Here is a 21,987-nt window from a genome sequence, read left to right as displayed (position 1 = left end):
TAGGTCCCAAGGGTTGGGCTGTTCGCCCATTAAAGCGGTACGCGAGCTGGGTTTAGAACGTCGTGAGACAGTTCGGTCCCTATCCGCTGCGCGCGTAGGAAGTTTGAGAGGATCTGACCCTAGTACGAGAGGACCGGGTTGGACGAACCTCTGGTGTGTCAGTTGTTCCGCCAGGAGCACCGCTGATTAGCTACGTTCGGGATGGATAACCGCTGAAAGCATCTAAGCGGGAAGCCGGCCTCAAGATGAGACTTCCATACCTTCGGGTGAGAGGCTCCCAGCCAGACTACTGGGTTGATAGGCCAGATGTGGAAGCACGGTAACGTGTGCAGCTGACTGGTACTAATAAGCCGATGACTTGATAACACACCGTTTGTTGGTGCTTGCGTCCACTGAGTGGTTCTCGATGTACGGTCGAGAACTACCTTCAACAATGATTCATCATTGCTTTAGGTTTGATTGAAACATCAATAGTGTTTCGGCGGCCATAGCGTGAGGGAAACGCCCGGTCACATTCCGAACCCGGAAGCTAAGCCTCACAGCGCCGATGGTACTGCAGGGGGGACCCTGTGGGAGAGTAGGACACCGCCGGACTCCTTTTAGTCGAAATGGCCACCCATCGTTGGGTGGCCATTTTGCGTTTACAGCACGAAGAGAACAGGGAGCACCATGCCGGAAGAGGAAGAGCGCCGTCCACGTCGCAACGACGACAGGAACCAGCGCAACGATCGTCCTTCCGGAGGTCGCCCCGTCTACCGCGACGGCGCATCTCGCTCCGGCGACCGCGGCCCGCGTCGTGAGGGTGGCTACAACCGTGACGGTGCCCCGCGTCACGAAGGTGGCTACAGCCGTGATGGTGGTGCGCCGCGTCGTGAGGGCGGCTACAACAACCGTGACGGTGCTGCCCCCCGCCGTGAAGGCGGCTACAACCGCGATGGTGGTGCGCCTCGTCGCGAAGGAGGCTACAACAACCGTGACGGCGCCCCGCGTCGTGAGGGTGGTTACAACCGTGATGGTGGTGCGCCGCGTCGTGAGGGCGGTTACAACAACCGTGATGGTGCGCCTCGTCGTGAGGGTGGTTACAACCGTGATGGTGGTGCGCCGCGTCGTGAGGGCGGTTACAACAACCGCGATGGTGCGCCTCGTCGCGAAGGTGGCTACAACAACCGTGACGGCGCGGCGCGTCGCGAAGGTGGTTACAACCGCGATCGTGCTCCGCGTCGTGAGGGCGGTTACAACAACCGTGACGGCGCGCCGCGTCGCGAAGGTGGTTACAACCGCGATGGTGGTGCGCCGCGTCGCGAAGGCGGTTACAACAACCGTGACGGCGCGCCGCGTCGCGAAGGTGGTTACAACCGCGATGGTGCCCCTCGTCGTGAGGGTGGCTATAACCGCGACGGTGGTGCATCGCGTCGCGAGGGCGGCTATAACCGTGATGGTGGTGCTCCTCGTCGCGAGGGCGGCTACACCAACCGCGACGGTGGTGCGCCCCGTCGCGAGGGCGGCTACAACCGCGACGGTGGTACGCCCCGTCGCGAGGGTGGCTACAACCGGGACAGCGCTGCGCGTCGCGAAGGCGGCTACAACCGGGACTCCGGCCCCCGCCGTGAGGGCGGTTACAACCGTGACTCCGCTCCGCGTCGCGAGGGCGGGTTCGAGCGTGAGCGGGGGAGCGACCGGTCGCGGTCCTTCCCGCAGCGCGGCGGGGCTGGCCGGGAGCGTCCGGCCAACGCGGCGAACGAGCGTCCGCGCTTCGACGAGCCCCGTCTCCCGGACGAGGTCACCGCGCGCGACCTGCACCCGTCCGCGCGCAACGAGCTGAAGACGCTCAGCAAGGAGAACGCCGAGTTCGTCGCTCGTCACCTGGCGATGGCCTCCCGACTGATCGACGAGGACCCCGCTCTGGCGCACGAGCATGCGCTGGCGGCGTCGCGTCGTGCCGGCCGGATCGCGATCGTCCGCGAGACCCTCGGCATCACCGCCTATGCGACGGGCGACTTCGCCTTGGCGCTGCGCGAGCTGCGTACCTACCGCCGGATCTCCGGCAAGGATGACCAGATCGCCCTCATGGTCGACAGCGAGCGCGGTATCGGTCGTCCCGACCGCGCCCTCGAGACGGGTCGGGCCGTGGATCGGTCAGCTCTGACCACGCCCGTGCGAGTCGCGCTGGCGATCGCGATGTCGGGTGCCCGGCTCGACCAGGGCGATCTGGAGCTCGCCCTCGGAGAGCTCGAGATCCCGGAGCTGGACCCGGACCGCGCATTCGAGTGGAGCCCCGCGCTGTTCGCCGCGCGCGCCGCCGTCCTGGAGGACCTCGGGCGTACGGACGAAGCCGAGTTCTGGGCGCGCCGTGCCGAGGTCGCCGCCGAGGCTCTCGGCGTCGACGAGGCCGGCGACGAAGAGCTCTACGTGGAGGACGGCCTCATCGAGGACGGGTTCTCCGACGACGAGTTCTCCGACGTTGATGTCGCTTCTGTCGAGGACGAGGACGCGACCGAAGCCGACGACGCGACCGAAGCCGAGGACGCGACCGTAGCCGACGACGCGACCGAAGCCGACGACGCGGCCGAGGCCCCCGAGCCCGCGGAGCCGTCCATCGAGGACGAGGTGCGCGAGCTGCTCGGCGAGGACGACGAAACGGACGATGACGAGACGGAGGACGACTCGCCCTCCGCGTCCGAGAAGCCGGAGGCGTAGTGGGGCTCTTCACAGCGAAAGCGCGGAAGCGGCCGGCGGGTCGCACGCCGCTCGAAGGCATTGACACCGTCCTCGCCGACCTCGACGGCGTGGTCTATGCCGGTCCCGGCGCTCTGCCGCATGCGGTGGAGAGCCTGAACGCGGCGGCGCACGCGGTGCGTCTCGGCTACATCACGAACAACGCCTCGCGCACCGACGCCTCGGTGGCCGCGCACCTCACGAGTCTCGGGCTCGACGTGGCTCCGCAGGACGTCGTCACGAGCCCGCAGGCGGCGATGCGTCTGCTGTCCGGGATCGTGCCGGCGCCGGCGACGATCCTCGTGGTGGGCGGCGACGGCCTCGTCGACGAGGTGCAGAAGGCCGGGTACACGGTCACGCGCAGCGCCGAGGACGCGCCGCAGGCCGTGGTCCAGGGCTTCGCGCCCGAGGTCGCCTGGACCGACCTCGCCGAAGCGGCGTTCGCCCTCAAGGTCCCCGAGGACGAGGGCGGCATCCCGTGGATCGCCACGAACACCGACTGGACGATCCCGCGCGAGCGGGGCGTCGCCCCGGGGAACGGCACTCTCGTGTCCGCCGTGCACACCGCGATCGGTCGCCTGGCGACGGTGGCGGGCAAGCCGGAGACCCCGATCTTCGAGGAGGCGCTCGCCCGTTTCGGCGCGGCGAAAGCGCTCTTCATCGGTGACCGCCTCGACACCGACATCATGGGTGCCAGCCGTGCGGGCATCGAGTCCGCCCTGGTGCTGACCGGTATCGACCGTCCCAAGCACGTCCTCGCCGCGCCCGAAGGATCGCGCCCGACCTATATCCTCGGCGACCTGCGCGGTCTGCACGAGCCGTACCCCGAGCCCACCGTGACCGACGGCGTGTTCGACGTGAACGGTGCCGCCGTCCGCGTCCGGGGCGCAGACGTCGAGATCGTCGCCGAGTCCGGCGACCAGCTCGACCTGCTCCGTGCGGGCGCCGCCGCGATCTGGGCGTCCGGGACGCCGGTGTTCGTCCTCCGGGTTCCGGAACGGCTGTACGCGGACCCGTTCCACCGCCCCTGAGCCACGCGTGGCGCCGCCGCCCGTCGGCGGTGCCGCGTACAGTGGAAGCGTGAGCGATGAGACGACGACCAGCGCGCCGACGGACGGCCTGTGGAGTCGTCTGCGCCTGATCGAAGGGCAGCCGCTCGCCGCACGCGCGGACGCGTACTCGGCCCTGCACGACGATCTCTCGCGACGACTCGAGAGCGGATCCCGGCACGACCTGCGGGAGACCCCGGGACCACGATGACGCGACTCGACGCCGCCCTCGCCGCCCGAGGACTCGCCCGTTCGCGCACGCATGCCGCCACCCTCATCGCCGACGGCCTCGTGAGCGTCGACGGCCGTCCGGTCGTGAAGGCCTCGACCGCGGTCAGCGACGACAACACCATCACGGTCGCCGGCGCCGACCACTACGTCAGCCGCGCGGCGCACAAGCTCGTCGCCGGGCTCGACGGCTTCGGCATCCCGGTGCAGGGACGCCTCGCGCTCGACATGGGGGCCTCGACCGGCGGTTTCACGCAGGTGCTGCGGGAACGCGGCGCGCGCCGTGTCCTCGCCGTGGATGTCGGCCACGGTCAGCTCGCCCCCGCGGTCGCCGCCGACCCCGGCGTCATCGCCGTCGAGGGCTTCAACGTGCGGCACATGACGCGTGACAGCCTCACCGCAGCGACGGGGGAGTCCACGTCGCCCGACCTGGTGGTGGGCGACCTCTCCTTCATCTCGCTCGAGCTCGTGCTGCCCGCGGTGGTCGCCGTGGCCGCGCCGGGCGCCGACGTGCTGCTGCTGGTCAAGCCGCAGTTCGAGGTCGGGAGGACCGCGGTGCGCGGCGGCCTCGTCACCGACCCCGCCACCCGGGCCGATGCCGTCGCCCGCGTGGTGTGGAGCGCGTGGGACGCCGGGATGGGGATGGCGGGGCTCGTCTCCTCCCCGATCCTCGGGACCCACGGCAATGCGGAGTATCTCGTGCACCTCGTGCCGGGCGGCGGCAGCAATCCGACAGAATGGATGGACACCATCAACCGGCTGGCAGGGGGACGATGAACGAGCGCAGGATCCTGGTCGTCGCCCACGCGGGTCGCGTCGACACCGTCGCGGCCGCCCGTCGGGTGATCGACGCCCTCCGCGGTGCGGGGGTCCGTCCCGTCCTGGCAGCCGACGACCATGCCGAGCTCGCCGCAGTCGATGCGTTCTTCGCGGACGTCGAGGTGCTGGACGCCTCCGGACCGGCGACGCTCGAGCTCGCGATCGTCCTCGGGGGCGATGGCACGATCCTCCGCGCGGCAGAGCTCGTCCGTGACAGCGGCGCTCCGGTGCTCGGCATCAACATGGGTCACGTCGGCTTCCTCGCGGAGATCGACCGGGACGACATGGACGACGCGATGCGCCGCGTCATCGCCCGCGACTACGAGGTCGAGGAGCGCCTGGCACTGTCGGTGCGCGTGAAGGACGCCTCGGGCGACGTCGTCTTCGAGACCTGGGCCCTGAACGAGGCGACCGTCGAGAAGGCGAGCCGCGAGCGCATGATCGAGGTGGTGCTCGAGATCGACGGGCGCCCGCTGTCGAGCTTCGGCTGCGACGGCATGGTCATCTCCACCCCGACCGGCTCGACCGCCTACAACTTCTCCGCCGGCGGCCCGGTCATCTGGCCGACGGTCGAGGCCATCGCGGTGGTCCCGCTGTCGGCGCACGCGCTCTTCGCGAAGCCGCTCGTGGTGAGCCCCGAGGCGGCCGTGGCGATCGAGATGCTGGAGCGGACGGATGGCTCCGGCATCCTCTGGTGCGACGGCCGTCGTTCCCACGACCTTCCGCCGGGAGCCCGCGTCGTGGTGCGTCGCTCGTCGCGCCCGGTCCGCCTCGCGCGTCTGCACCCCACGGCGTTCACGAACCGTCTCGTGCGGAAGTTCCAGCTGCCCGTCGAAGGATGGCGCGGACAGGAGCGGAGGAGCGACGCATGATCGAGGAGATGCGCATGCAGGGGCTCGGCGTGATCGCCGACGCCGTCCTGCCGCTCGGGCCCGGCTTCACGGCCATCACCGGAGAGACGGGCGCGGGCAAGACCATGGTCGTCACCGGGCTCGGGCTGCTCCTCGGCCAGCGCGCCGACTCGGGCGCCGTGCGCAAGGGAGCCGCGCAGGCCTCGGTGGCCGGGGTGTGGATCGTGCCCGAGAAGGGCGAGGTCGCCGACATCGTGGCCGAGGCCGGGGGAGAGCTGGAGCCGGCCGGTGCCGGCACCGCTGAGCTCTATGTCTCGCGCACCCTCAGTGCCGAGGGCCGCAGTCGCGCGAGCGTCGGTGGGCGGGCCGCGCCGGCAGGGGTGCTGTCCTCGCTCGCGGACGAGCTCATCGTCGTGCACGGACAGTCCGAGCAGCTGCGGCTGCGCTCGGCCGCCGCGCAGCGCGACGCCCTCGACCGCTTCGGCGGCGAACCGATCGCCCGGGCGCTGGAGGAGTACCAGGCCGCGTTCGAGCGCTGGCGAACGCTCGACGCCGAGATCATCGACATCACCGCGAACCGTGACCGGCGTGCCGAGGAGGCCGCCCGGCTGCGGGAGGACCTCGCCCTGATCGAGGCGACCGCCCCCGAGGAGGGCGAGGACGAGGAGCTGACGGCTCGTGCCGAGCGCCTCGCGAACGCGGAGGAACTCCGCGTCGCCGCCGCCCTGGCCCACGGAGCCCTCTCGAACGAGGAGGGCGAGCCCGATGCCTCGGCGCTGGTCGCGGAAGCGCGCCGAGCGATCGAGCGCGTGTCCGACCCGAAGCTCGCGGAAGTCGCGGAGACCCTGGCCGACATCGGCTACCGCATTGCCGACGCCGCCGGTGTGCTCTCCGGCTTCCTCGCCGACCTCGACGAGTCCGGTCCGCACGAGCTGGCCGCCGTCGAGGAGCGCCGGGCCGCGCTCGGCGTCCTCATCCGTCAGCACGGCTCGCTGGCCGAGGCCCTGGCGCTGTGGCAGACCGGATCCGCGCGGCTGGCCGAACTCGACGACGACGGAGAGCGCCTGGAACGCCTCACCGCTGAGCGCGACGCGGCCAGGACGGAACTCGACGCCCGGGCCGACGCTCTCACCGCGGCCCGGAGCGAGGCAGCCGGCCGACTCGGCGAGGCCGTGACCGCCGAGCTGCACGCGCTGGCGATGCCGGACGCGCGCCTGGAGGTCTCTGTGGCCCCGGGGGCCGAGAGCACCCACGGCCGCGACGACGTCGCCATCCTGCTCGCCCCGCATCCCGGCGCCGAACCCCGCTCGGTCGCCAAGGGCGCCTCCGGCGGCGAGCTGTCGCGGGTGATGCTCGCGATCGAGGTCGTCATCGCGGCGACCGATCCCGTGCCCACCTTCGTGTTCGACGAGGTCGACGCGGGCATCGGCGGCGCGGCGGCGATCGAGGTGGGTCGGCGACTCGCCCGACTCGCCGAGAAGTCGCAGGTGATCGCCGTCACCCATCTCGCGCAGGTCGCCGCCTTCGCGAACAACCATCTCACCGTCGTGAAATCGCACGACGGCGCCGTCACCGCGTCCAGCGTGCGGCGGCTCGACGGGGAGGAGCGCGAGGCCGAGATGGCCCGTCTGCTCTCCGGACTCGCGGATTCCGATGCCGCACTCACCCACGCCCGCGAGCTTCTCAGCCTCGGCGTCTGAATGAACTGTTAGGATAGAAGCCCGTGATGAACTCTTCTTCTGCGGGACCCAAGAACGACACGACCAAGCACATCTTCGTGACTGGTGGTGTCGTTTCGTCTTTGGGCAAGGGGCTCACCGCGGCCAGCCTGGGCAACCTCCTGACCGCTCGCGGACTCCGCGTGGTCATGCAGAAGCTCGACCCGTATCTGAACGTCGATCCGGGCACCATGAACCCGTTCCAGCACGGCGAGGTGTTCGTCACCGACGACGGTGCGGAGACCGACCTCGACATCGGCCACTACGAGCGCTTCCTCGACATCAACCTGTCCGAGGCGGCCAACGTCACGACCGGTCAGATCTACTCGCAGGTGATCGCCCGCGAGCGTCGCGGCGAGTATCTCGGCGACACCGTGCAGGTCATCCCGCACATCACCGACGAGATCAAGCGCCGCATGCGGCTGCAGGCCACCGAGGACCCGCGTCCCGACGTGATCATCACCGAGGTCGGCGGCACCGTCGGCGACATCGAGTCGCAGCCGTTCCTCGAGTCGGCCCGCCAGCTGCGTCACGAGCTCGGCCGCGACAGCGTGTTCTTCGTGCACGTCTCGCTCGTGCCGTTCATGGGCGCGTCCGGCGAGCAGAAGACCAAGCCGACCCAGCACTCGGTCGCCGCGCTCCGTCAGGTCGGCATCCAGCCCGACGCCCTCGTGCTCCGCAGCGACCGCCCGGTGAGCGCGAGCAACCGCAACAAGATCGCTCTGATGTGCGACGTCGACGTCGAAGGCGTCATCAACACCGTCGACCTGCCGAGCATCTACGACATCCCGTCGACCCTCAACGAGCAGGGCCTCGACTCCTACATCGTGCGCCGCCTCGGCCTCGACCAGAAGGCGGACGACGTCGACTGGACGCGCTGGAACAAGGTGCTGCACGCGGTGCACAACCCGAAGCACGAGGTCACGATCGGCCTCGTCGGCAAGTACATCGACCTTCCGGACGCCTACCTGTCCGTGACGGAGGCCCTCAAGGCGGGCGGCTTCGCGCAGGAGACCAAGGTCAACATCCGCTGGATCCCGTCCGACCTCTGCGAGACGCCGGAGGGCGCGCAGGAGCAGCTGGCCGAGCTGGACGGCATCTGCGTCCCCGGAGGCTTCGGCATCCGCGGCATCGAGGGCAAGCTGGGTGCGCTGAAGTTCGCCCGCGAGCAGGGCATCCCGACCCTCGGCCTCTGCCTCGGTCTGCAGTGCATGGTCATCGAGTACGCCCGCGACGTGGCCGGGATCGCCGGAGCCTCGTCCAGCGAGTTCGACCCGGACACCGCGGAGCCCGTCATCGCGACCATGGCCGAGCAGATCGAGATCCTCGACGGCGGCGACCTGGGCGGCACCATGCGCCTCGGCCTCTACCAGGCGGCCCTCGCGGAGGGCTCGCTGGCGCGCGAGGTCTACGGCGCCGCCGAGGTGTCCGAGCGTCACCGTCACCGCTACGAGGTCAACAACGCCTACCGCGATCGCCTGTCCGAGGCCGGTCTGGTGTTCTCGGGCCTCAACCCGGAACTCGACCTCGTCGAGTACGTCGAGCTGCCGCGCGACGTGCACCCGTATTACATCGCCACCCAGGCGCACCCGGAGCTGCGCTCGCGTCCGACCGACCCGCACCCGCTGTTCCGCGGGCTCGTCGGCGCGGCCATCGCCCGCCACCGCGCGAGCGAGCTGTTCGACGTGCCCGTCGATGAGTGAGTCGGAGGCGACGGCCGTCGCGGAGCCGCTGCGCGACGAGCCCTTCGAGCCGGAGGTCGTGAGCAGCGACCTCGTCTACGAGGGGCGCGTCTGGGACGTGCGCTCCGACCGGGTCCGCTACGGCGAGGGCGAGATCGTGCGACAGTACGTCGCCCACCCCGGGGCCGTCGCGATCCTCGCGCTGGACGACGAGGGGCGGGTGCTGCTCATCCAGCAATACCGTCACCCGATCCGCCACCGCGACTGGGAGCTGCCGGCCGGCCTCCTCGATATCGCGGGGGAGGAGCCGTTGGCGGCCGCCCGACGCGAGCTCGCGGAGGAGGCCGACCTCGTCGCCGCGCACTGGGAGCCCCTGGTGTCGTCGTGGACCACGCCGGGAGGCAACGACGAGCTCATCCAGGTGTTCCTCGCGACGGGGCTCACCGCCGCCGCGGCCGCGCACGCCCGCGAAGACGAGGAGGCGGACATCCGCCTCGCCTGGCTTCCCCTCGAGGAGGCGATCGCCGGAGTCCTGGCGGGACGCCTGCGCAACGGCATCCTCGCGCTCGGCGTGCTGGCGACCGCGCAGAGGCTGCGCGACCGGAGCTGAGCATGCAGCTCGATCGCGCCCTCGACGCGTATCTGCGTCACGTCACGATCGAGCGCGGGCTCAGCGCGCACACGGTCGGCGCCTACCGGCGGGACCTCGAGGGCTACCGGGACTGGCTCACGGCGGAGGGGATCGACGACACGGCGGACATCACGCCCGCCGTCATCGACCGCTTCGTCGCCGACCGCGCCTCGGCGGAGCCGCCCCCGGCCGCGACGAGTCTGGCGCGCCTGCAGTCCTCGGTGCGCGGCTGGCACCGGTTCCTCGCCCGTGAGGGCATCGAGGCGGACGATCCGACCGGACGGCTCCGCCCGCCGAAGACCCCGCGGCGGCTGCCGAAAGCCCTCACGATCGACCAGGTGGAGCGGCTGCTCGCCGCGCCGTCGGCCGAGGAGCCGCTCGGTATCCGCGACCGGGCGCTGCTGGAGCTCCTCTACGCCACGGGCGCCCGGGTGTCGGAGGCGGTCGGGCTCGACGTCGACGACATGGCGCACGGCGAGGTGCTGCGCCTGCGGGGCAAGGGCTCGAAGGAGCGCATCGTCCCGGTGGGGTCGTACGCCCGTGCCGCCGTCGACGCCTACCTCACCCGGGTTCGCCCGGAGCTCGCCGCGAAGGGCCGCGCATCGGCCCGGCTCTTCCTCGGCGCACGCGGTGCCCCGCTCTCGCGACAGAGCGCCTGGCTGGTGATCCGTTCCGCCGCGGAGCGCGCACAGCTCACGACCGAGGTCTCCCCGCACACGCTGCGCCACTCGTTCGCGACGCACCTCCTGCAGGGCGGTGCCGACGTGCGGGTGGTGCAGGAGCTGCTGGGGCACTCCTCGGTCGCGACGACGCAGATCTACACGCATGTGTCGGTGGATGCTCTCCGTGACATCTACGCGACCTCTCATCCCCGGGCGCGCTGACCGCGCAGGCCGCGGCCGGTACCGGGACCGCCGCGCGCCGAGCCGGCTGGGGAACGCTGGGCGGCTACAATCGAGCAAGCACGAAGGAGCAGGAGAACCGGTGGCTGAGAAAGTGGCGAAGTCCAGGGCGAAGGCGCAGAAGGCCGACGACACCCCCATGGGACCCACCGGCCGTCCGTACCAGGGCTTCCCGATCCCGGCGCCTCTGAAGTCTCACGGCCCGGCCCGCATCATCGCGCTCTGCAACCAGAAGGGCGGCGTCGGCAAGACGACCACCTCCATCAACCTCGCCGCCGCGCTCGCGGAGTACGGCCGCAAGGTGCTCGCCGTGGACTTCGACCCGCAGGGCGCGCTGTCCGCCGGTCTCGGCATTCAGACGCACGACGTCCCGACGGTCTACGACCTCCTGCTCGACACGAAGCGCGACGCGCACGACGCGATCGTGCACTCGAACGTGCCCGGTCTCGACGTCCTTCCCGCGAACATCGACCTCTCCGCCGCGGAGGTGCACCTCGTCAACGAGGTCGCCCGCGAGACGATCCTCGCCCGCGTGCTGCGCCAGGTGGCGGGGGAGTACGACGTCATCCTCATCGACTGCCAGCCGTCGCTCGGTCTGCTGACCGTGAACGCGCTGACGGCGGCGCACGGCGTCATCATCCCGCTCGAGTGCGAGTTCTTCGCGCTCCGCGGTGTCGCGCTCCTCATCGAGACCATCGACAAGGTCCGCGACCGGCTCAACCCCTCCATCGAGATGGACGGCCTGCTGGCGACGATGTACGACCCGCGCACGCTGCACTCGCGCGAGGTGCTGGAGCGCGTCGTGGAGGCGTTCGGCGACGACGTGCTGGAGACCGTCATCGGCCGCACCGTGAAGTTCCCGGACGCGTCGGTCTCGGGGGTCCCGATCACCGAGTTCGCTCCGGAGCACGCGGCCGCACAGGCATACCTGCGGCTGGCCAGGGAGCTGGTCGCCCGTGGCGCCGTCGCCTGACGAGCTCGGTACCGCTGAGGTCCCGGCACCCGCCGAGGCGATCGACACCGCGGAGCCGTCCTCCGCCGACGATGCCGCTGGGTTCCGCGTCTCGCTGTCCAACTTCGACGGCCCCTTCGACCTCCTGCTGAACCTCATCTCGAAGCACGAGATGGACATCACCGAGGTGTCGCTGAGCGCCGTCACCAACGAGTTCATCGCGTACCTCGCCGACCTGGAGGACGAGGAGGAGCTCGACCAGGCGTCGGAGTTCCTCGTCGTCGCCGCGACCCTGCTCGACATGAAGGTGGCGGGCCTGCTGCCGCAGGGCGAGCTCGTCGACGCCGAGGCCGTCGCCCTGCTCGAAGCGCGCGACCTGCTCTTCGCCCGTCTCCTGCAGTACCGCGCGTTCAAAGAGGTCTCCGCATGGTTCTCGCGGTGCCTGCAGCGGGAGGACCGCCGTCATGTGCGTGCGGTACCGCTGGAGGAGAAGCACCGGAAGCAGACACCAGAGCTCGTCTGGTCGCTCACGCCCGACGACTTCGCGGCGCTGGCGCTGCTGGCCTTTGCGCCGAAGGAGATCCCGCACGTCGGACTCGACCACTTGCATGCGCCCTTGGTCAGCATCCGCGAGCAGGCCGCGATCGTCGTCACGCTGCTGCGCGGCACCGAGTCGCTGAGCTTCCGCGAGCTGGTCGCGGGCGTCTGGGAGCCGGGTATCGTCGTGGCCCGCTTCATCTCGGTGTTGGAGCTGTACCGCCACGCGGCGCTCTCCTTCGAACAACTGGAACCGCTCGGGGAGCTCACCCTCCGCTGGGCCGCCGACTCCTGGTCGGACGAGACACTCGCGACCCTGGGGGCCGACTATGACCGATGACGTGACCGCGGCAGAGACCGGCCTCCCCGACGAGCCCGACGCCGCGACGGGTTCCGAGCTGCCGCTCAGCGAGCGTGTGGAGGCGATCCTCTTCATCGTCGACGAGCCGATCGGCCTGGTGGCCCTCGCCGCCGCGGTCGGCGCGCCGGTGCCCGCCGTCCGGCAGACGGTCGAGTCGCTGGTCGAGGACTACGACGGTCGAGGCGCGGGTCCGCGGCGCGGCTTCGAGCTGCGGGAGGTCGGCGGTGGATGGCGGCTCTACGTCCGCGAGGACCTCGATCCGGTCGTGGCGGAGTTCGTCGGCGGTCAGGCGCCGGCCCGGCTCTCCCAGGCGGCGCTGGAGACGCTCGCGGTGATCGCGTACAAGCAGCCGGTGACCCGGAGCCAGGTGGCCTCGATCCGCGCGGTCAACGTCGACTCCGTGGTCCGCACCCTCCTCGCGCGGGGGCTGATCACCGAACTGTTCGCCGATTCCGAGACCGGCGCGATCAACTACGGCACAACCGATGCACTCCTCCAGCATCTCGGCATCAACTCTCTGGATGAGCTTCCGCCGATCTCGCCGCTCCTCGACGACGGCGCCGACGGCTTCGACGAAGGGACGGTCCGATGACCACCGACGCCCACGATTCCAGCGCCCCCGAGGGCGTGCGACTGCAGAAGGTGCTCGCCGCGGCTGGTGTCGCCTCCCGTCGGGTCGTCGAGCAGTACATCGTCGAGGGACGCATCCGGGTGAACGGCCAGGTGATCACCGAGCTCGGCCGCCGCATCGACCCGGAGCGGGACCTCGTGGACGTGGACGGCACCGCGGTGCAGCTCGACGTGTCCAAGCGGTACGTGATGCTGAACAAGCCGACGGGTGTGGTCAGCAGCATGCGCGACGAGAGCGGACGCCCCGATCTCCGACGCTTCACGAAGGACTACGAGGAGCGGCTGTACAACGTCGGGCGTCTGGACGCCGAGACCAGCGGACTGCTGCTGCTCACCAACGACGGCGAGCTCGCGCACGTCCTCGCGCATCCCTCCTTCGGCGTCACCAAGGTCTACATCGCGAAGGTCGAGGGGAGCGTGACGGCGCAGACTATCTCGAAGCTCACGAAGGGCATCGAGCTGGAGGACGGCCCCATCGCCGCCGACAAGGCTCGGCTGCTGGACACGTCGCGCGGCTCGAGCCTCGTGGAGCTCACGCTGCACTCCGGCCGCAACCGGATCGTGCGCCGGATGATGGCCGCGGTCGGCCATCCGGTCACGGAACTCGTGCGGCGGCAGTTCGGTCCGCTGCACCTGGGAACCCTCCCGGCCGGTCGGACGCGGGAACTGAGTAAAATTGAACTCGGCGCGCTGTTGACCCTCGCGCGCCGGGAATCCGGTGTCGCCGAGGCGCCAGGCGAGCAGGAGAGCGAATGACCCAGACGACGAGTGCGCCCGCGGCGCGGAAGACCGGTGCCGTGGCGCCGCGTCTGTCCGGCACCGTGCGCATCGTCGGCGCCGGACTGCTCGGTGCCAGCGTCGGCCACGCCCTCCGTGCGAAGGGCATCGACGTCGTCCTCACCGACGCGTCCCCTGCGCAGCTGCGCCTCGCCGTCGACTACGGCGCCGGACGCCTTCCGCAGGATGACGACGCCCCGGTGCTCGTCGTCGTGGCCGTGCCGCCGGACGTGACCGCCGACGTGATCCAGGCCGAGCTCGAGCGGTACCCCGGCGCCGTCGTGACCGATGTCGCGAGCGTGAAGCTGGAGCCGTTCCGCACACTCCGGGAGCGGGGCGTGAACCTCGCCCGCTACATCGGCTCGCACCCGCTCGCCGGTCGGGAGCGCGGCGGGGCGATCTCGGCGAGAGCCGATCTCTTCATCGGGCGGCCGTGGGTCGTGTGCCGCGACGAGGACACCACCGCGCGCGACCTCGCGCTGGTCGAGGCACTGGCCCTCGACGTCGGCGCGATGCCGCTGGAGATGACCCCGGAGGAGCACGACCGCTCCGTCGCCCTCACCTCGCATGTGCCGCAGGTCGTCGCGAGCCTCCTCGCCGGGCGTCTGGCCGGGGCTGAGGAGGGCGCCCTCCGCCTGGCCGGGCAGGGCGTGCGGGACACGACGCGCATCGCCGCGTCCGCTCCGGAACTGTGGGTGCAGATCCTCGGGGCCAACGCCGGTCCCGTCGTCGAGATCCTCGACGCGCTCGCGACCGACCTGAGCGAGGTCGCCGACGCGCTGCGCGCTCCCGGGGCCCCGGGCGCCCGACGCGTGCTCGCGGAGACCATCCGCCAGGGCAACGACGGGGTCGAGCGCCTGCCCGGCAAGCACGGGCAGAACCGACGCTTCGAGACACTGGTCGTCATGGTCGACGACACCGCCGGTCAGCTGGGTCGCCTGTTCGGCGAGCTCGGCGAGCTCGGCGTCAACGTCGAGGACCTGCGACTGGAGCACTCTCCGGGCGCGCAGTTCGGCCTCGCCGAGATCAGTGTCGACCCCGCGGCGCTGCACGGCGCGATCACCGGGCTCCAGGAACGCGGCTGGCGCATCGCAGGGAACACCAATGATTGACACCTCCACCATCTCCGCCACGAAGTTCATCGCCATCGACGGGCCCGCCGGGTCCGGGAAGTCGAGCGTCTCCAAGGCGATCGCGCGTCGCGAGGGCTTCGGCTACCTCGACACCGGGTCGGCCTACCGGGCACTCGCCTGGCATGTGCTCGATCGCGGTGCAGACACCGACGACGCCGAGGCCGTGCGCGCCGCGGCCGCCGACTTCCCCGTCCGCCTCGGGCTCGACCCGGACGACCGCACGGTGCGCGTCGGCGACGTCGACGTGACGGACGCGATCCGCGAACCCCGCGTGTCCGGTGCCGTGAGCGGCGTGGCCCGCGTGCCGGAGGTGCGCGCCCAGGTCAACGAGCTCTTCCGGGCGCTGGTCGCCGAGGCGCCGTACCCGGCCGTCGTCGTCGAAGGACGCGACATCACGACCGTCGTGGCACCGGATGCCCCCGTGCGCATCCTGTTGACCGCGGCACCGGAGGTGCGGGCCGCCCGTCGCGCGGGAGAACTCGCCGGCGAGAACGCCGCCGCCGTGGCGGACGCCCTGCACAAGCGCGACGCCTCCGACAGTGCCGTCGTCGACTTCCTCAACGCCGCGGAGGGCGTGGAGGTCGTCGACTCGACCGCACTCGATTTCCCCCAGACCATCGACGCCGTCCTCTCGGTGATCGAACGACTCCGAGGAGCAGACCGTGGCTGACGACGAATATGAAGGCGGTCCCGACCAGCTCGCCGAGAAGCTCGAGCAGATCGATGACCAGCTCGCCGAGCAGCGCGCGGAGACCCTGCGCGCCGGGCTCGCCGACTACGAACTCGACGACGAGGACGCCGCGCTCCTCGCCGGCGTGGCGCTGGGCGAGGACGGTATCGAGTTCCTGCCTGCGCTCCCCGTGGTGGCGATCGTCGGGCGGCCGAACGTGGGCAAGTCCGCGCTCGTGAACCGGATCCTCGGCCGTCGCGAGGCCGTCGTGGAGGACACCCCCGGCGTCACCCGCGACCGCGTCACGTACAAGGCCGAGTGGAACGACCGCCGCTTCACGGTCGTCGACACCGGCGGCTGGGAGCCCGATGCCCGCGGCATCGACCGTTCGGTCGCGGCGCAGGCCGAGGTCGCGATCGACCTCTCCGATGTCGTGCTGTTCGTCGTGGACGCCATGGTGGGCGCCACCTCGACCGACGAGCACGTCGTGAAGCTGCTGCGCAAGAGCGGCAAGCCGGTCTTCCTCGTCGCCAACAAGATCGACGACGCGCGTCAGGAGCCGGAGGCGGCCGCGCTGTGGAACCTGGGTCTCGGGGAGCCGCACCCGGTCTCCGCGATCCACGGTCGTGGTGTCGCCGACCTCCTCGACGCCGTGCTGACGAAGCTGCCGGAGATCTCCGCGGTGGCGAAGCAGGAGATCGGCGGTCCGCGCCGCGTCGCGATCCTCGGACGCCCGAACGTGGGCAAGTCCTCGCTGCTGAACAAGGCCGCGGGGGAGGAGCGTGTGGTCGTCAACGATCTCGCCGGCACGACGCGCGACCCCGTGGATGAGGTCGTGGAGCTGGGCGGCAAGATGTGGCGCCTCGTCGACACGGCCGGTATCCGTCGCCGCGTGCACATGGCGCAGGGCGCCGACTTCTACGCGTCGCTGCGCACGTCTGCCGCGCTGGAGAAGGCCGAGGTCGCCATCGTCGTCCTCGACGTATCGGAGTCGATCAGCGAGCAGGACGTGCGGATCATCGACCTCGTGCTCGAGTCCGGTCGCGCGCTCGTCCTGGCGTTCAACAAGTGGGATCGCCTCAACGACGACGACCTGGAGAACGCCGACCGCCGCCGCTACCTGGAGCGCGAGATCGAGCAGGACCTCGCCCACGTGGCCTGGGCCCCGCGGGTCAACATCTCGGCGAAGACGGGTCGTCACCTCGACAAGCTCGTCCCCGCGCTCGAGATGGCGCTGGAGAACTGGGACCGCCGCATCCCGACCGGGAAGTTCAACGCGTTCCTCGCCGAGCTCGTCGCCGAGCACCCGCACCCGGTGCGCGGCGGGAAGCAGCCGCGCATCCTCTTCGGGACGCAGGCCTCGACCCGTCCGCCGACGTTCGTGCTGTTCACGACCGGTTTCCTCGACCCGGGCTACCGCCGGTTCATCCAGCGCCGCCTGCGCGAGCTCTACCCGTTCGAGGGCACGCCGATCGTCATCAACATGCGTGTGCGGGAGCGTCGCCAGCGCTGACTCGTTGCCGCGCATGTCGCGGCGGTGGCGCCGGAGCCCCGATGCTGTGAAAAGCTGAGGGGGTGACTGTCGTACCTCCCGCCGCCGGTGAACCGCGTCGCCCCGAGGGGCCGCGCGATCCGGGCGATGCCTGGGTGGTTGCGGACTCCGGTGAGCGGTACTGGGGGCGCTTCGGTGCGGCCGGTCTCCTCGCCGTCGACCCGGAGCGCGGCATCCTGCTGCAGCATCGCGTGGCGTGGAGCCACTTCGGCGGCACCTGGGGCCTGCCCGGCGGCGCGCTGCACGAGGGCGAGGCGGCCATCGTGGGTGCCGTGCGGGAGGCGCAGGAGGAGGCGGGAGTGCCGGATGGCGCGGTGCGGCCGCGCTTCACGAGCGTGCTCGACCTCGGCATCTGGTCGTACACCACCGTCGTCGCCGATGTGCGGACGCCGTTCGATCCCGTGATCAGCGACCCCGAGAGCGTCGCGCTGTCGTGGGTGCCCGTCGAGGACGTGGACGGGCTGCCCCTGCACCCCGGCTTCGGTGCGGCGTGGCCGATGCTGCGGGCTCAGCTCTCGGCGCATCCGGTGGTCGTGGTCGACGCCGCCAACGTCGTGGGCTCGGTCCCGGACGGCTGGTGGAAGGATCGCGCCGGAGCTGCGGCACGACTCCGCGATCGTCTGACCGGGCTGTCGGTGCCCGCAGACGACCTCGGGCTCGCGGGGGACGCCTGGTTCCCGGAGGTCTCGCTCGTCGTGGAAGGTCGCGCCCGGGACATCGCGGAGGCCGCTGCGGGGGGATCGCCCGCGGACGCCGCGGCCGCAGAAGCCGGAGTCGCGGGCTCGGCCCTGAACGTCGTGCGCGCGGAGGGCGCCGGTGACGACGCGATCGTGGCCGAGGTCGAACGCCGGGTCGCGAGCGCGTCGCCGGTTCTCGCGGTGACCAGTGACCGCGAGCTGCAGTCCCGCGTCGAGGCCGCCGGGGCACAGGTGCGCTCGAGCGGCTGGCTCCTTCGTCTTCTCGACGCCTAGAGCGAGACGCGGCCGCCACGCTCCGCGGATCCCGGGACTCGTACAGTGGCGTGGCGTGGCGTGGCGTGGCGGAGATCAGTCACCGCGCTCGAAGGACCCGTCGTCGTGATGGCGGCGTGTTTCAGACGAAGGCGACCCGTGGTGGGGCGTGATCGGTGTGGACCGCGCCGAGGGGACTTCGCCATTCGAGGACCCCGCCGGGGTGCTGCCGTACCGTCCAGCGCTGAGGCTCCGGGATACCGGGGTGCTTCAGCACATGGTGTCCGCGGCAGAGGTGCGCGAGGTTGTCGACGCGGGTCGGGCCGCCCTTCGCGTGATCCCAGGTGTGGTCGATGTCGCAGCGGTGTACCGGCTGGCGACACCCCGGGAACCGGCAGTGCTGATCGCGGGCCCGAAGCAACCGGCGCATGCCCTCGGTCGGGCTGTAGGCGTTCGTTTCGATGACCTGCCCGTGCGGATCGAGGAACAAGCGGGTCCAGCCGCCGTCGCGACCGGCCAGAGCCCGAGCGATGTCCGGGCGAAGAGCACCGTGTCCGTCCAGTTCCGCCGGACGGTCGTCGAGTCCGGCGAGGGTCGTCGCCGCCACGGTCACCTGCAGGCGACCCCGCACCCCGGTGAGGCCGTCGCCCTCGACGGCGCTCGGATCGGCGGTGAGGAGCAGATCGGTCAGAAGGTCGGCCTGCACCTGGCTCCAGGTGCGGGTGTCTGCGGGGAGCGATTCGGCCTCGGGGTCGAGGGCGTAGATGCCGCCATCGACGCTGGAGATCGTCGGGTCCGACCGAGCCTCGCCGCACGGGCGATCCGTCGCGAAGCGGTCGGCGGTCAGCACTTCGTGGTGCGCAGGTGCCAGACGCGGCGTCGCTTCATCCGACCCCGACGCCGCATCACGCGCAGTCCCCGCATCACGCGCGGGACCCGCATCACGGGCCCGGATGACCGTGCGGGTGAGCTGATTCAGCCGGTCGGCGATCGCCACGGCCGCCCACTCCGGGAGGATCGCCGTCAGGACCGCGAGGCCGTCGTCGACCGATCGCACCGTGACGCAGCGCTCGTCCGCGGCGCGGCGGTGTCGCTCCGTGATCGTCTCGCCGACAAGCGCGGAGGCGACGCGGCGGGCATGCACCCGCGTGCGCGCCGCGGTCTCGGCTTCGGCGACGACGAGCACCGCCGTCTCGAACAGCGCCATCGTCTCGGGCGCGACGACGCGGTTGCGGATGGCCTCGGCCACGATCGCGCTCACCCGCGCGATCTCCCGCACGTGCGAGGAGCTCAGAGACTCTGTGTGGAAGGCCTCTCGCACGCGGGGGAGTGCCGTGCTCAGGGCGAGAGCATCGGCGAACGCGAACTCCATGGTGCCGGTGGAAAGACGCGCCGCCGCGGCGTACTCGGCGACCATCGAGCGGTGGATGGCATCGCGGTGGTGCGGGGCCGCGGCCACGTCTTCGTCATGGAAAGCGATCTGCGCCACCAGCAGCTCCGCAGCCTCTGCCTCCAGCGCTGCGATGCGTCGACGTGTCGCCGTCCAGGCGTCTCGCACGCGCCTCCGCTCCTCCAAGTCGAGAGGTGCGGTCGGCTGGTTCGTCATACCTCGATTTTAGAACTTATGTTCGAATCGAGGAAGGGTTCAGTCGTGTTGTATATCGCCTCGTCCGCGGAGGCGGTCGATGTCCCGACGCTCCCGCTTCGTCGGTCGTCCGGCGCCGCGGTCCCGGACGCCGAGGGCTGCCTGCGGCTCGCGTTCCGGCGTCCGGTCCTCGTACGCGAGGGCGGCCAGCGGTGCGCCGACGCGCTTGACGAGGATCTGGCGCACGATCAGGATCCGATCGAAGCCCGCGATGCGGATGCGGAGCTCATCGCCCACGCGAACCGCCTGTGCAGCCTTCGCCTTGTCGCCGTTGACGCGCACATGCCCCGCGCGGCATGCGGTAGTCGCAGCGGACCGGGTCTTGTAGACGCGCACCGCCCAGAGCCAGCTGTCCACCCGCGCACTGTCAACCATCAGGCTTCCTTCCGCTGCAGGGAAACGAGGGCGCCGGCGACGATCAGCCCCTGGCCGAGCGTGTACGTGAGCATCACGGCGGGGCTGCTCCAGGCCGGGAGGGCGTCGGGGAGGAAGAGCCGGAGAGCGAGGATCGTGTCACTCGCCAGGAAGAACGCCCCGCCCGTCGCGACGAGCGGATGGCATCGCGCTGCGAACGCCGCGGTGCCCGCGAGGAGCAGGCCATACAGCGCGACGCCGATGAGAAGCGGGCCGGTGTGTGGGCCGAGGGCGAGGATCATCGCGAGCCACCAGACGGCGTAGATCGCCGTCCACCACGGCAGGCGGCGGCGCGCCAGGTGGCGGGCGAAGAGGACGATGTAGGCGATGTGCGCGAGGCCGAAGAAGCCCAGCATGAGCGGAAGCTCGGGGGCCGCGGGGAACAGTGCGCCCGCGCCGTCACCCAGCCAGGAGAAGAGCAGGGCGACGAGGAGCAGGGCCACCGTCACGGGTGGATGGATCCGTCGCGCAGCCACGAGGACCGGCACCGCGAGCAGCGGCATGAGCAGCAGCTTCGTCGGACCCGCGAGATCGTGGCCGAGCGCCAGAAGCACGACGTGCAAGGCGGAGACCACGGCGTAGGGGACGAACGCCCACACGATCGCGGGAGGGAGGGTGCGGCGCTGCATCCCTCCATCGTATGACCGGAGGGGCATGTCGTCTCGAAGGCGGTCGATCGGGTCTGCCTGCTTCAGGACTCGACGGTGACCGTCGCCACAGCACCCGTGGCATCGAGGTGCACGGCGGGCCAGTAGCCCTCCGGGAAGTGCTCGCCGCAGGAGTCGGTGAAGTGGAGGACGACGGTGCCGTCACCGGAGGCCTCGATGGTCTCGAGGTCGAGGTCGTCCGCCGCCTCGTCGAGGCCGGTGGGGTCCGGATCGCCGGTGCTGAACGTCGTGACTACGGCGTCCGAGGCGACGCGGCGGAGGCCCGGAAGGGCGGCGACGACCGCACGCAGCCGGGGGAGCAGCGGAGCGACCTCGTCCGGCGACGCGCCCTCGACCATCAGTTCGTAGGTGCTGCCGTCGACCTGGACGCTGCCGACGAACCAGTCGTGGGTGAGGACGGAACCGTCGTCGAGCTCGGAGGTCGCCCGCTGGAGCAGGCCGAGGTCGGGATCGTCGAGGGAGGAGTGCGCGTCGCTCATCCCTTCACGCTATCGGTCCCGCTCTGCGCCAGGTCGAGGGCGACGAGCACGCGCCCCGGCTTCATCACCGCCTTCTCCGTGAAACCCGCGCGGAGGAACGTCCCGAGCGTGCCGTGGTACAGATCGTTCGCGCGCTGCTTCTCGCCGCGGGTGTCGACCGGATAGCCCTCGATGAGGCGGGCGCCGGACTTCCGGGCGAAGGCGATCGCGGCGTCGAGCAGCTCGGCGTTGAGCCCGGTGCCCCGATGCTCCCTGCGGACGACGAAGCAGGTGACCGCCCACACGGACGCGTCGTCGAACGGCTCGGTGCTCGACGCGGCGATCATGCGAGTGCGGGGGATCCGAGCTTGCCGGGTGCGCGGTCCGATGCGGATCCAGCCCGCGGCCTCGCCGTCGACGTACGTGACCAGCCCCGGAGGGGGACCCTCGTCGATCTCGGCGCGGAACATCTCCGTGCGCTGAGGCGTGGTCGTCTGATTCCAGTCCTTGTTCGGCAGCACCGGCCAGATGCACTGGCAGCTCGCCCCATCGCCGCCGCCTGTGAGCGCGTGCTGCACGTCGTCCCAGCGGGCGGTCGTCGCGAGCGCGGTCGTGATCGTCGACATGCAGCGACGGTACAAGCAG

22 protein-coding genes and 2 rRNA genes are annotated in these 21,987 nt (G+C 70.8%); 19 read left to right on the top strand and 5 right to left on the bottom strand.

The features are described from left to right. The 19 genes from ACFU8V_RS13245 to ACFU8V_RS13155 form a co-directional block, all read left to right on the top strand. A 23S ribosomal RNA gene (locus tag ACFU8V_RS13245) occupies positions 1–366 on the top strand; the annotation flags it as partial. A 111-nt stretch (positions 367–477) separates the two neighbouring features. Beyond that, positions 478–594, top strand: a 5S ribosomal RNA gene (gene rrf, locus ACFU8V_RS13240). A gap of 75 nt (positions 595–669) precedes the next feature. Continuing rightward, positions 670–2,697: a primosomal protein gene (locus tag ACFU8V_RS13235; protein ID WP_378871743.1), complete on the top strand. Its 2,028-nt coding sequence runs from the start codon at positions 670–672 to the stop codon at positions 2,695–2,697. Continuing rightward, on the top strand, positions 2,697–3,746 hold the full coding sequence (locus ACFU8V_RS13230; protein ID WP_378871740.1) for an HAD-IIA family hydrolase: 1,050 nt from the start codon (positions 2,697–2,699) through the stop codon (positions 3,744–3,746). The genes ACFU8V_RS13235 and ACFU8V_RS13230 overlap by 1 nt, the downstream gene beginning before the upstream one ends. 49 nt (positions 3,747–3,795) lie before the next feature. After that, the gene (locus tag ACFU8V_RS13225) at positions 3,796–3,975 is read left to right on the top strand and encodes a hypothetical protein (RefSeq protein WP_126894327.1); all 180 of its coding nucleotides are present in this window, start codon (positions 3,796–3,798) and stop codon (positions 3,973–3,975) included. Further along, positions 3,972–4,769 (top strand): TlyA family RNA methyltransferase, encoded by a 798-nt coding sequence (locus tag ACFU8V_RS13220; protein ID WP_126894326.1) that lies wholly within the window; start codon positions 3,972–3,974, stop codon positions 4,767–4,769. The genes ACFU8V_RS13225 and ACFU8V_RS13220 overlap by 4 nt, the downstream gene beginning before the upstream one ends. After that, entirely contained in the window at positions 4,766–5,683 is a 918-nt protein-coding gene (locus ACFU8V_RS13215; RefSeq protein WP_025105150.1) for an NAD kinase, read from the top strand. Before ACFU8V_RS13220 ends, ACFU8V_RS13215 begins: the two co-directional genes overlap by 4 nt. Then, complete coding sequence (gene recN, locus ACFU8V_RS13210; protein ID WP_126894324.1) at positions 5,680–7,362, top strand: DNA repair protein RecN; 1,683 nt, start codon at positions 5,680–5,682, stop codon at positions 7,360–7,362. The genes ACFU8V_RS13215 and recN overlap by 4 nt, the downstream gene beginning before the upstream one ends. Before the next feature lie 26 nt (positions 7,363–7,388). Beyond that, positions 7,389–9,083 carry a CTP synthase gene (locus ACFU8V_RS13205; RefSeq protein ID WP_029989884.1) on the top strand — a complete coding sequence of 565 codons (1,695 nt, stop codon included), beginning with the start codon at positions 7,389–7,391 and terminating at the stop codon, positions 9,081–9,083. Continuing rightward, the gene (locus ACFU8V_RS13200) at positions 9,076–9,672 is read left to right on the top strand and encodes an NUDIX hydrolase (protein ID WP_126894323.1); all 597 of its coding nucleotides are present in this window, start codon (positions 9,076–9,078) and stop codon (positions 9,670–9,672) included. Before ACFU8V_RS13205 ends, ACFU8V_RS13200 begins: the two co-directional genes overlap by 8 nt. Before the next feature lie 2 nt (positions 9,673–9,674). Next, positions 9,675–10,577 carry a site-specific tyrosine recombinase XerD gene (gene xerD / locus ACFU8V_RS13195; RefSeq protein WP_126894322.1) on the top strand — a complete coding sequence of 301 codons (903 nt, stop codon included), beginning with the start codon at positions 9,675–9,677 and terminating at the stop codon, positions 10,575–10,577. 157 nt (positions 10,578–10,734) lie between these two features. Next, on the top strand, positions 10,735–11,568 hold the full coding sequence (locus tag ACFU8V_RS13190) for a ParA family protein (RefSeq protein WP_164498181.1): 834 nt from the start codon (positions 10,735–10,737) through the stop codon (positions 11,566–11,568). Then, the gene (locus ACFU8V_RS13185; protein WP_378871732.1) at positions 11,552–12,424 is read left to right on the top strand and encodes a segregation and condensation protein A; all 873 of its coding nucleotides are present in this window, start codon (positions 11,552–11,554) and stop codon (positions 12,422–12,424) included. Before ACFU8V_RS13190 ends, ACFU8V_RS13185 begins: the two co-directional genes overlap by 17 nt. Next, positions 12,414–13,037: an SMC-Scp complex subunit ScpB gene (gene scpB / locus ACFU8V_RS13180; RefSeq protein WP_025105143.1), complete on the top strand. Its 624-nt coding sequence runs from the start codon at positions 12,414–12,416 to the stop codon at positions 13,035–13,037. The genes ACFU8V_RS13185 and scpB overlap by 11 nt, the downstream gene beginning before the upstream one ends. Beyond that, complete coding sequence (locus tag ACFU8V_RS13175; RefSeq protein ID WP_378871728.1) at positions 13,034–13,831, top strand: pseudouridine synthase; 798 nt, start codon at positions 13,034–13,036, stop codon at positions 13,829–13,831. Before scpB ends, ACFU8V_RS13175 begins: the two co-directional genes overlap by 4 nt. Then, on the top strand, positions 13,828–14,964 hold the full coding sequence (locus ACFU8V_RS13170; RefSeq protein WP_378871725.1) for a prephenate dehydrogenase: 1,137 nt from the start codon (positions 13,828–13,830) through the stop codon (positions 14,962–14,964). The genes ACFU8V_RS13175 and ACFU8V_RS13170 overlap by 4 nt, the downstream gene beginning before the upstream one ends. After that, on the top strand, positions 14,957–15,655 hold the full coding sequence (gene cmk / locus ACFU8V_RS13165; protein WP_378871722.1) for a (d)CMP kinase: 699 nt from the start codon (positions 14,957–14,959) through the stop codon (positions 15,653–15,655). The genes ACFU8V_RS13170 and cmk overlap by 8 nt, the downstream gene beginning before the upstream one ends. After that, positions 15,648–17,168, top strand: a complete 1,521-nt coding sequence (gene der / locus ACFU8V_RS13160; protein WP_025105139.1) for a ribosome biogenesis GTPase Der — start codon at positions 15,648–15,650, stop codon at positions 17,166–17,168. The genes cmk and der overlap by 8 nt, the downstream gene beginning before the upstream one ends. A 62-nt stretch (positions 17,169–17,230) precedes the next feature. Further along, complete coding sequence (locus ACFU8V_RS13155; protein WP_378871719.1) at positions 17,231–18,178, top strand: NUDIX domain-containing protein; 948 nt, start codon at positions 17,231–17,233, stop codon at positions 18,176–18,178. A gap of 121 nt (positions 18,179–18,299) precedes the next feature. On the opposite strand, the gene ACFU8V_RS13150 is transcribed toward ACFU8V_RS13155, so the two are convergent. From ACFU8V_RS13150 to ACFU8V_RS13130, 5 genes are all read right to left on the bottom strand, one after another. Then, a complete protein-coding gene (locus ACFU8V_RS13150; RefSeq protein ID WP_378871716.1) occupies positions 18,300–19,763 on the bottom strand; it encodes an HNH endonuclease signature motif containing protein in 1,464 nt (487 codons plus the stop codon). A gap of 39 nt (positions 19,764–19,802) precedes the next feature. Continuing rightward, positions 19,803–20,177 (bottom strand): RNA-binding S4 domain-containing protein, encoded by a 375-nt coding sequence (locus tag ACFU8V_RS13145; protein ID WP_025105136.1) that lies wholly within the window; start codon positions 20,175–20,177, stop codon positions 19,803–19,805. Continuing rightward, on the bottom strand, positions 20,177–20,845 hold the full coding sequence (locus ACFU8V_RS13140; protein WP_378871712.1) for a lysoplasmalogenase family protein: 669 nt from the start codon (positions 20,843–20,845) through the stop codon (positions 20,177–20,179). The genes ACFU8V_RS13145 and ACFU8V_RS13140 overlap by 1 nt, the downstream gene beginning before the upstream one ends. A 62-nt stretch (positions 20,846–20,907) precedes the next feature. Further along, entirely contained in the window at positions 20,908–21,363 is a 456-nt protein-coding gene (locus ACFU8V_RS13135; RefSeq protein WP_378871709.1) for a hypothetical protein, read from the bottom strand. Beyond that, positions 21,360–21,968, bottom strand: coding sequence for a GNAT family N-acetyltransferase (locus ACFU8V_RS13130; protein WP_378871706.1), 609 nt, complete (start codon positions 21,966–21,968; stop codon positions 21,360–21,362). Before ACFU8V_RS13130 ends, ACFU8V_RS13135 begins: the two co-directional genes overlap by 4 nt. Positions 21,969–21,987 lie beyond the last annotated feature (19 nt).

Source organism: Microbacterium sp. NPDC057658 (assembly GCF_042799975.1).
Taxonomy (GTDB): Bacteria; Actinomycetota; Actinomycetes; order Actinomycetales; family Microbacteriaceae; genus Microbacterium.
The sequence above is the reverse complement of the archived record's forward strand: the minus strand, read 5'-3'. Positions and strand labels throughout refer to the sequence as shown.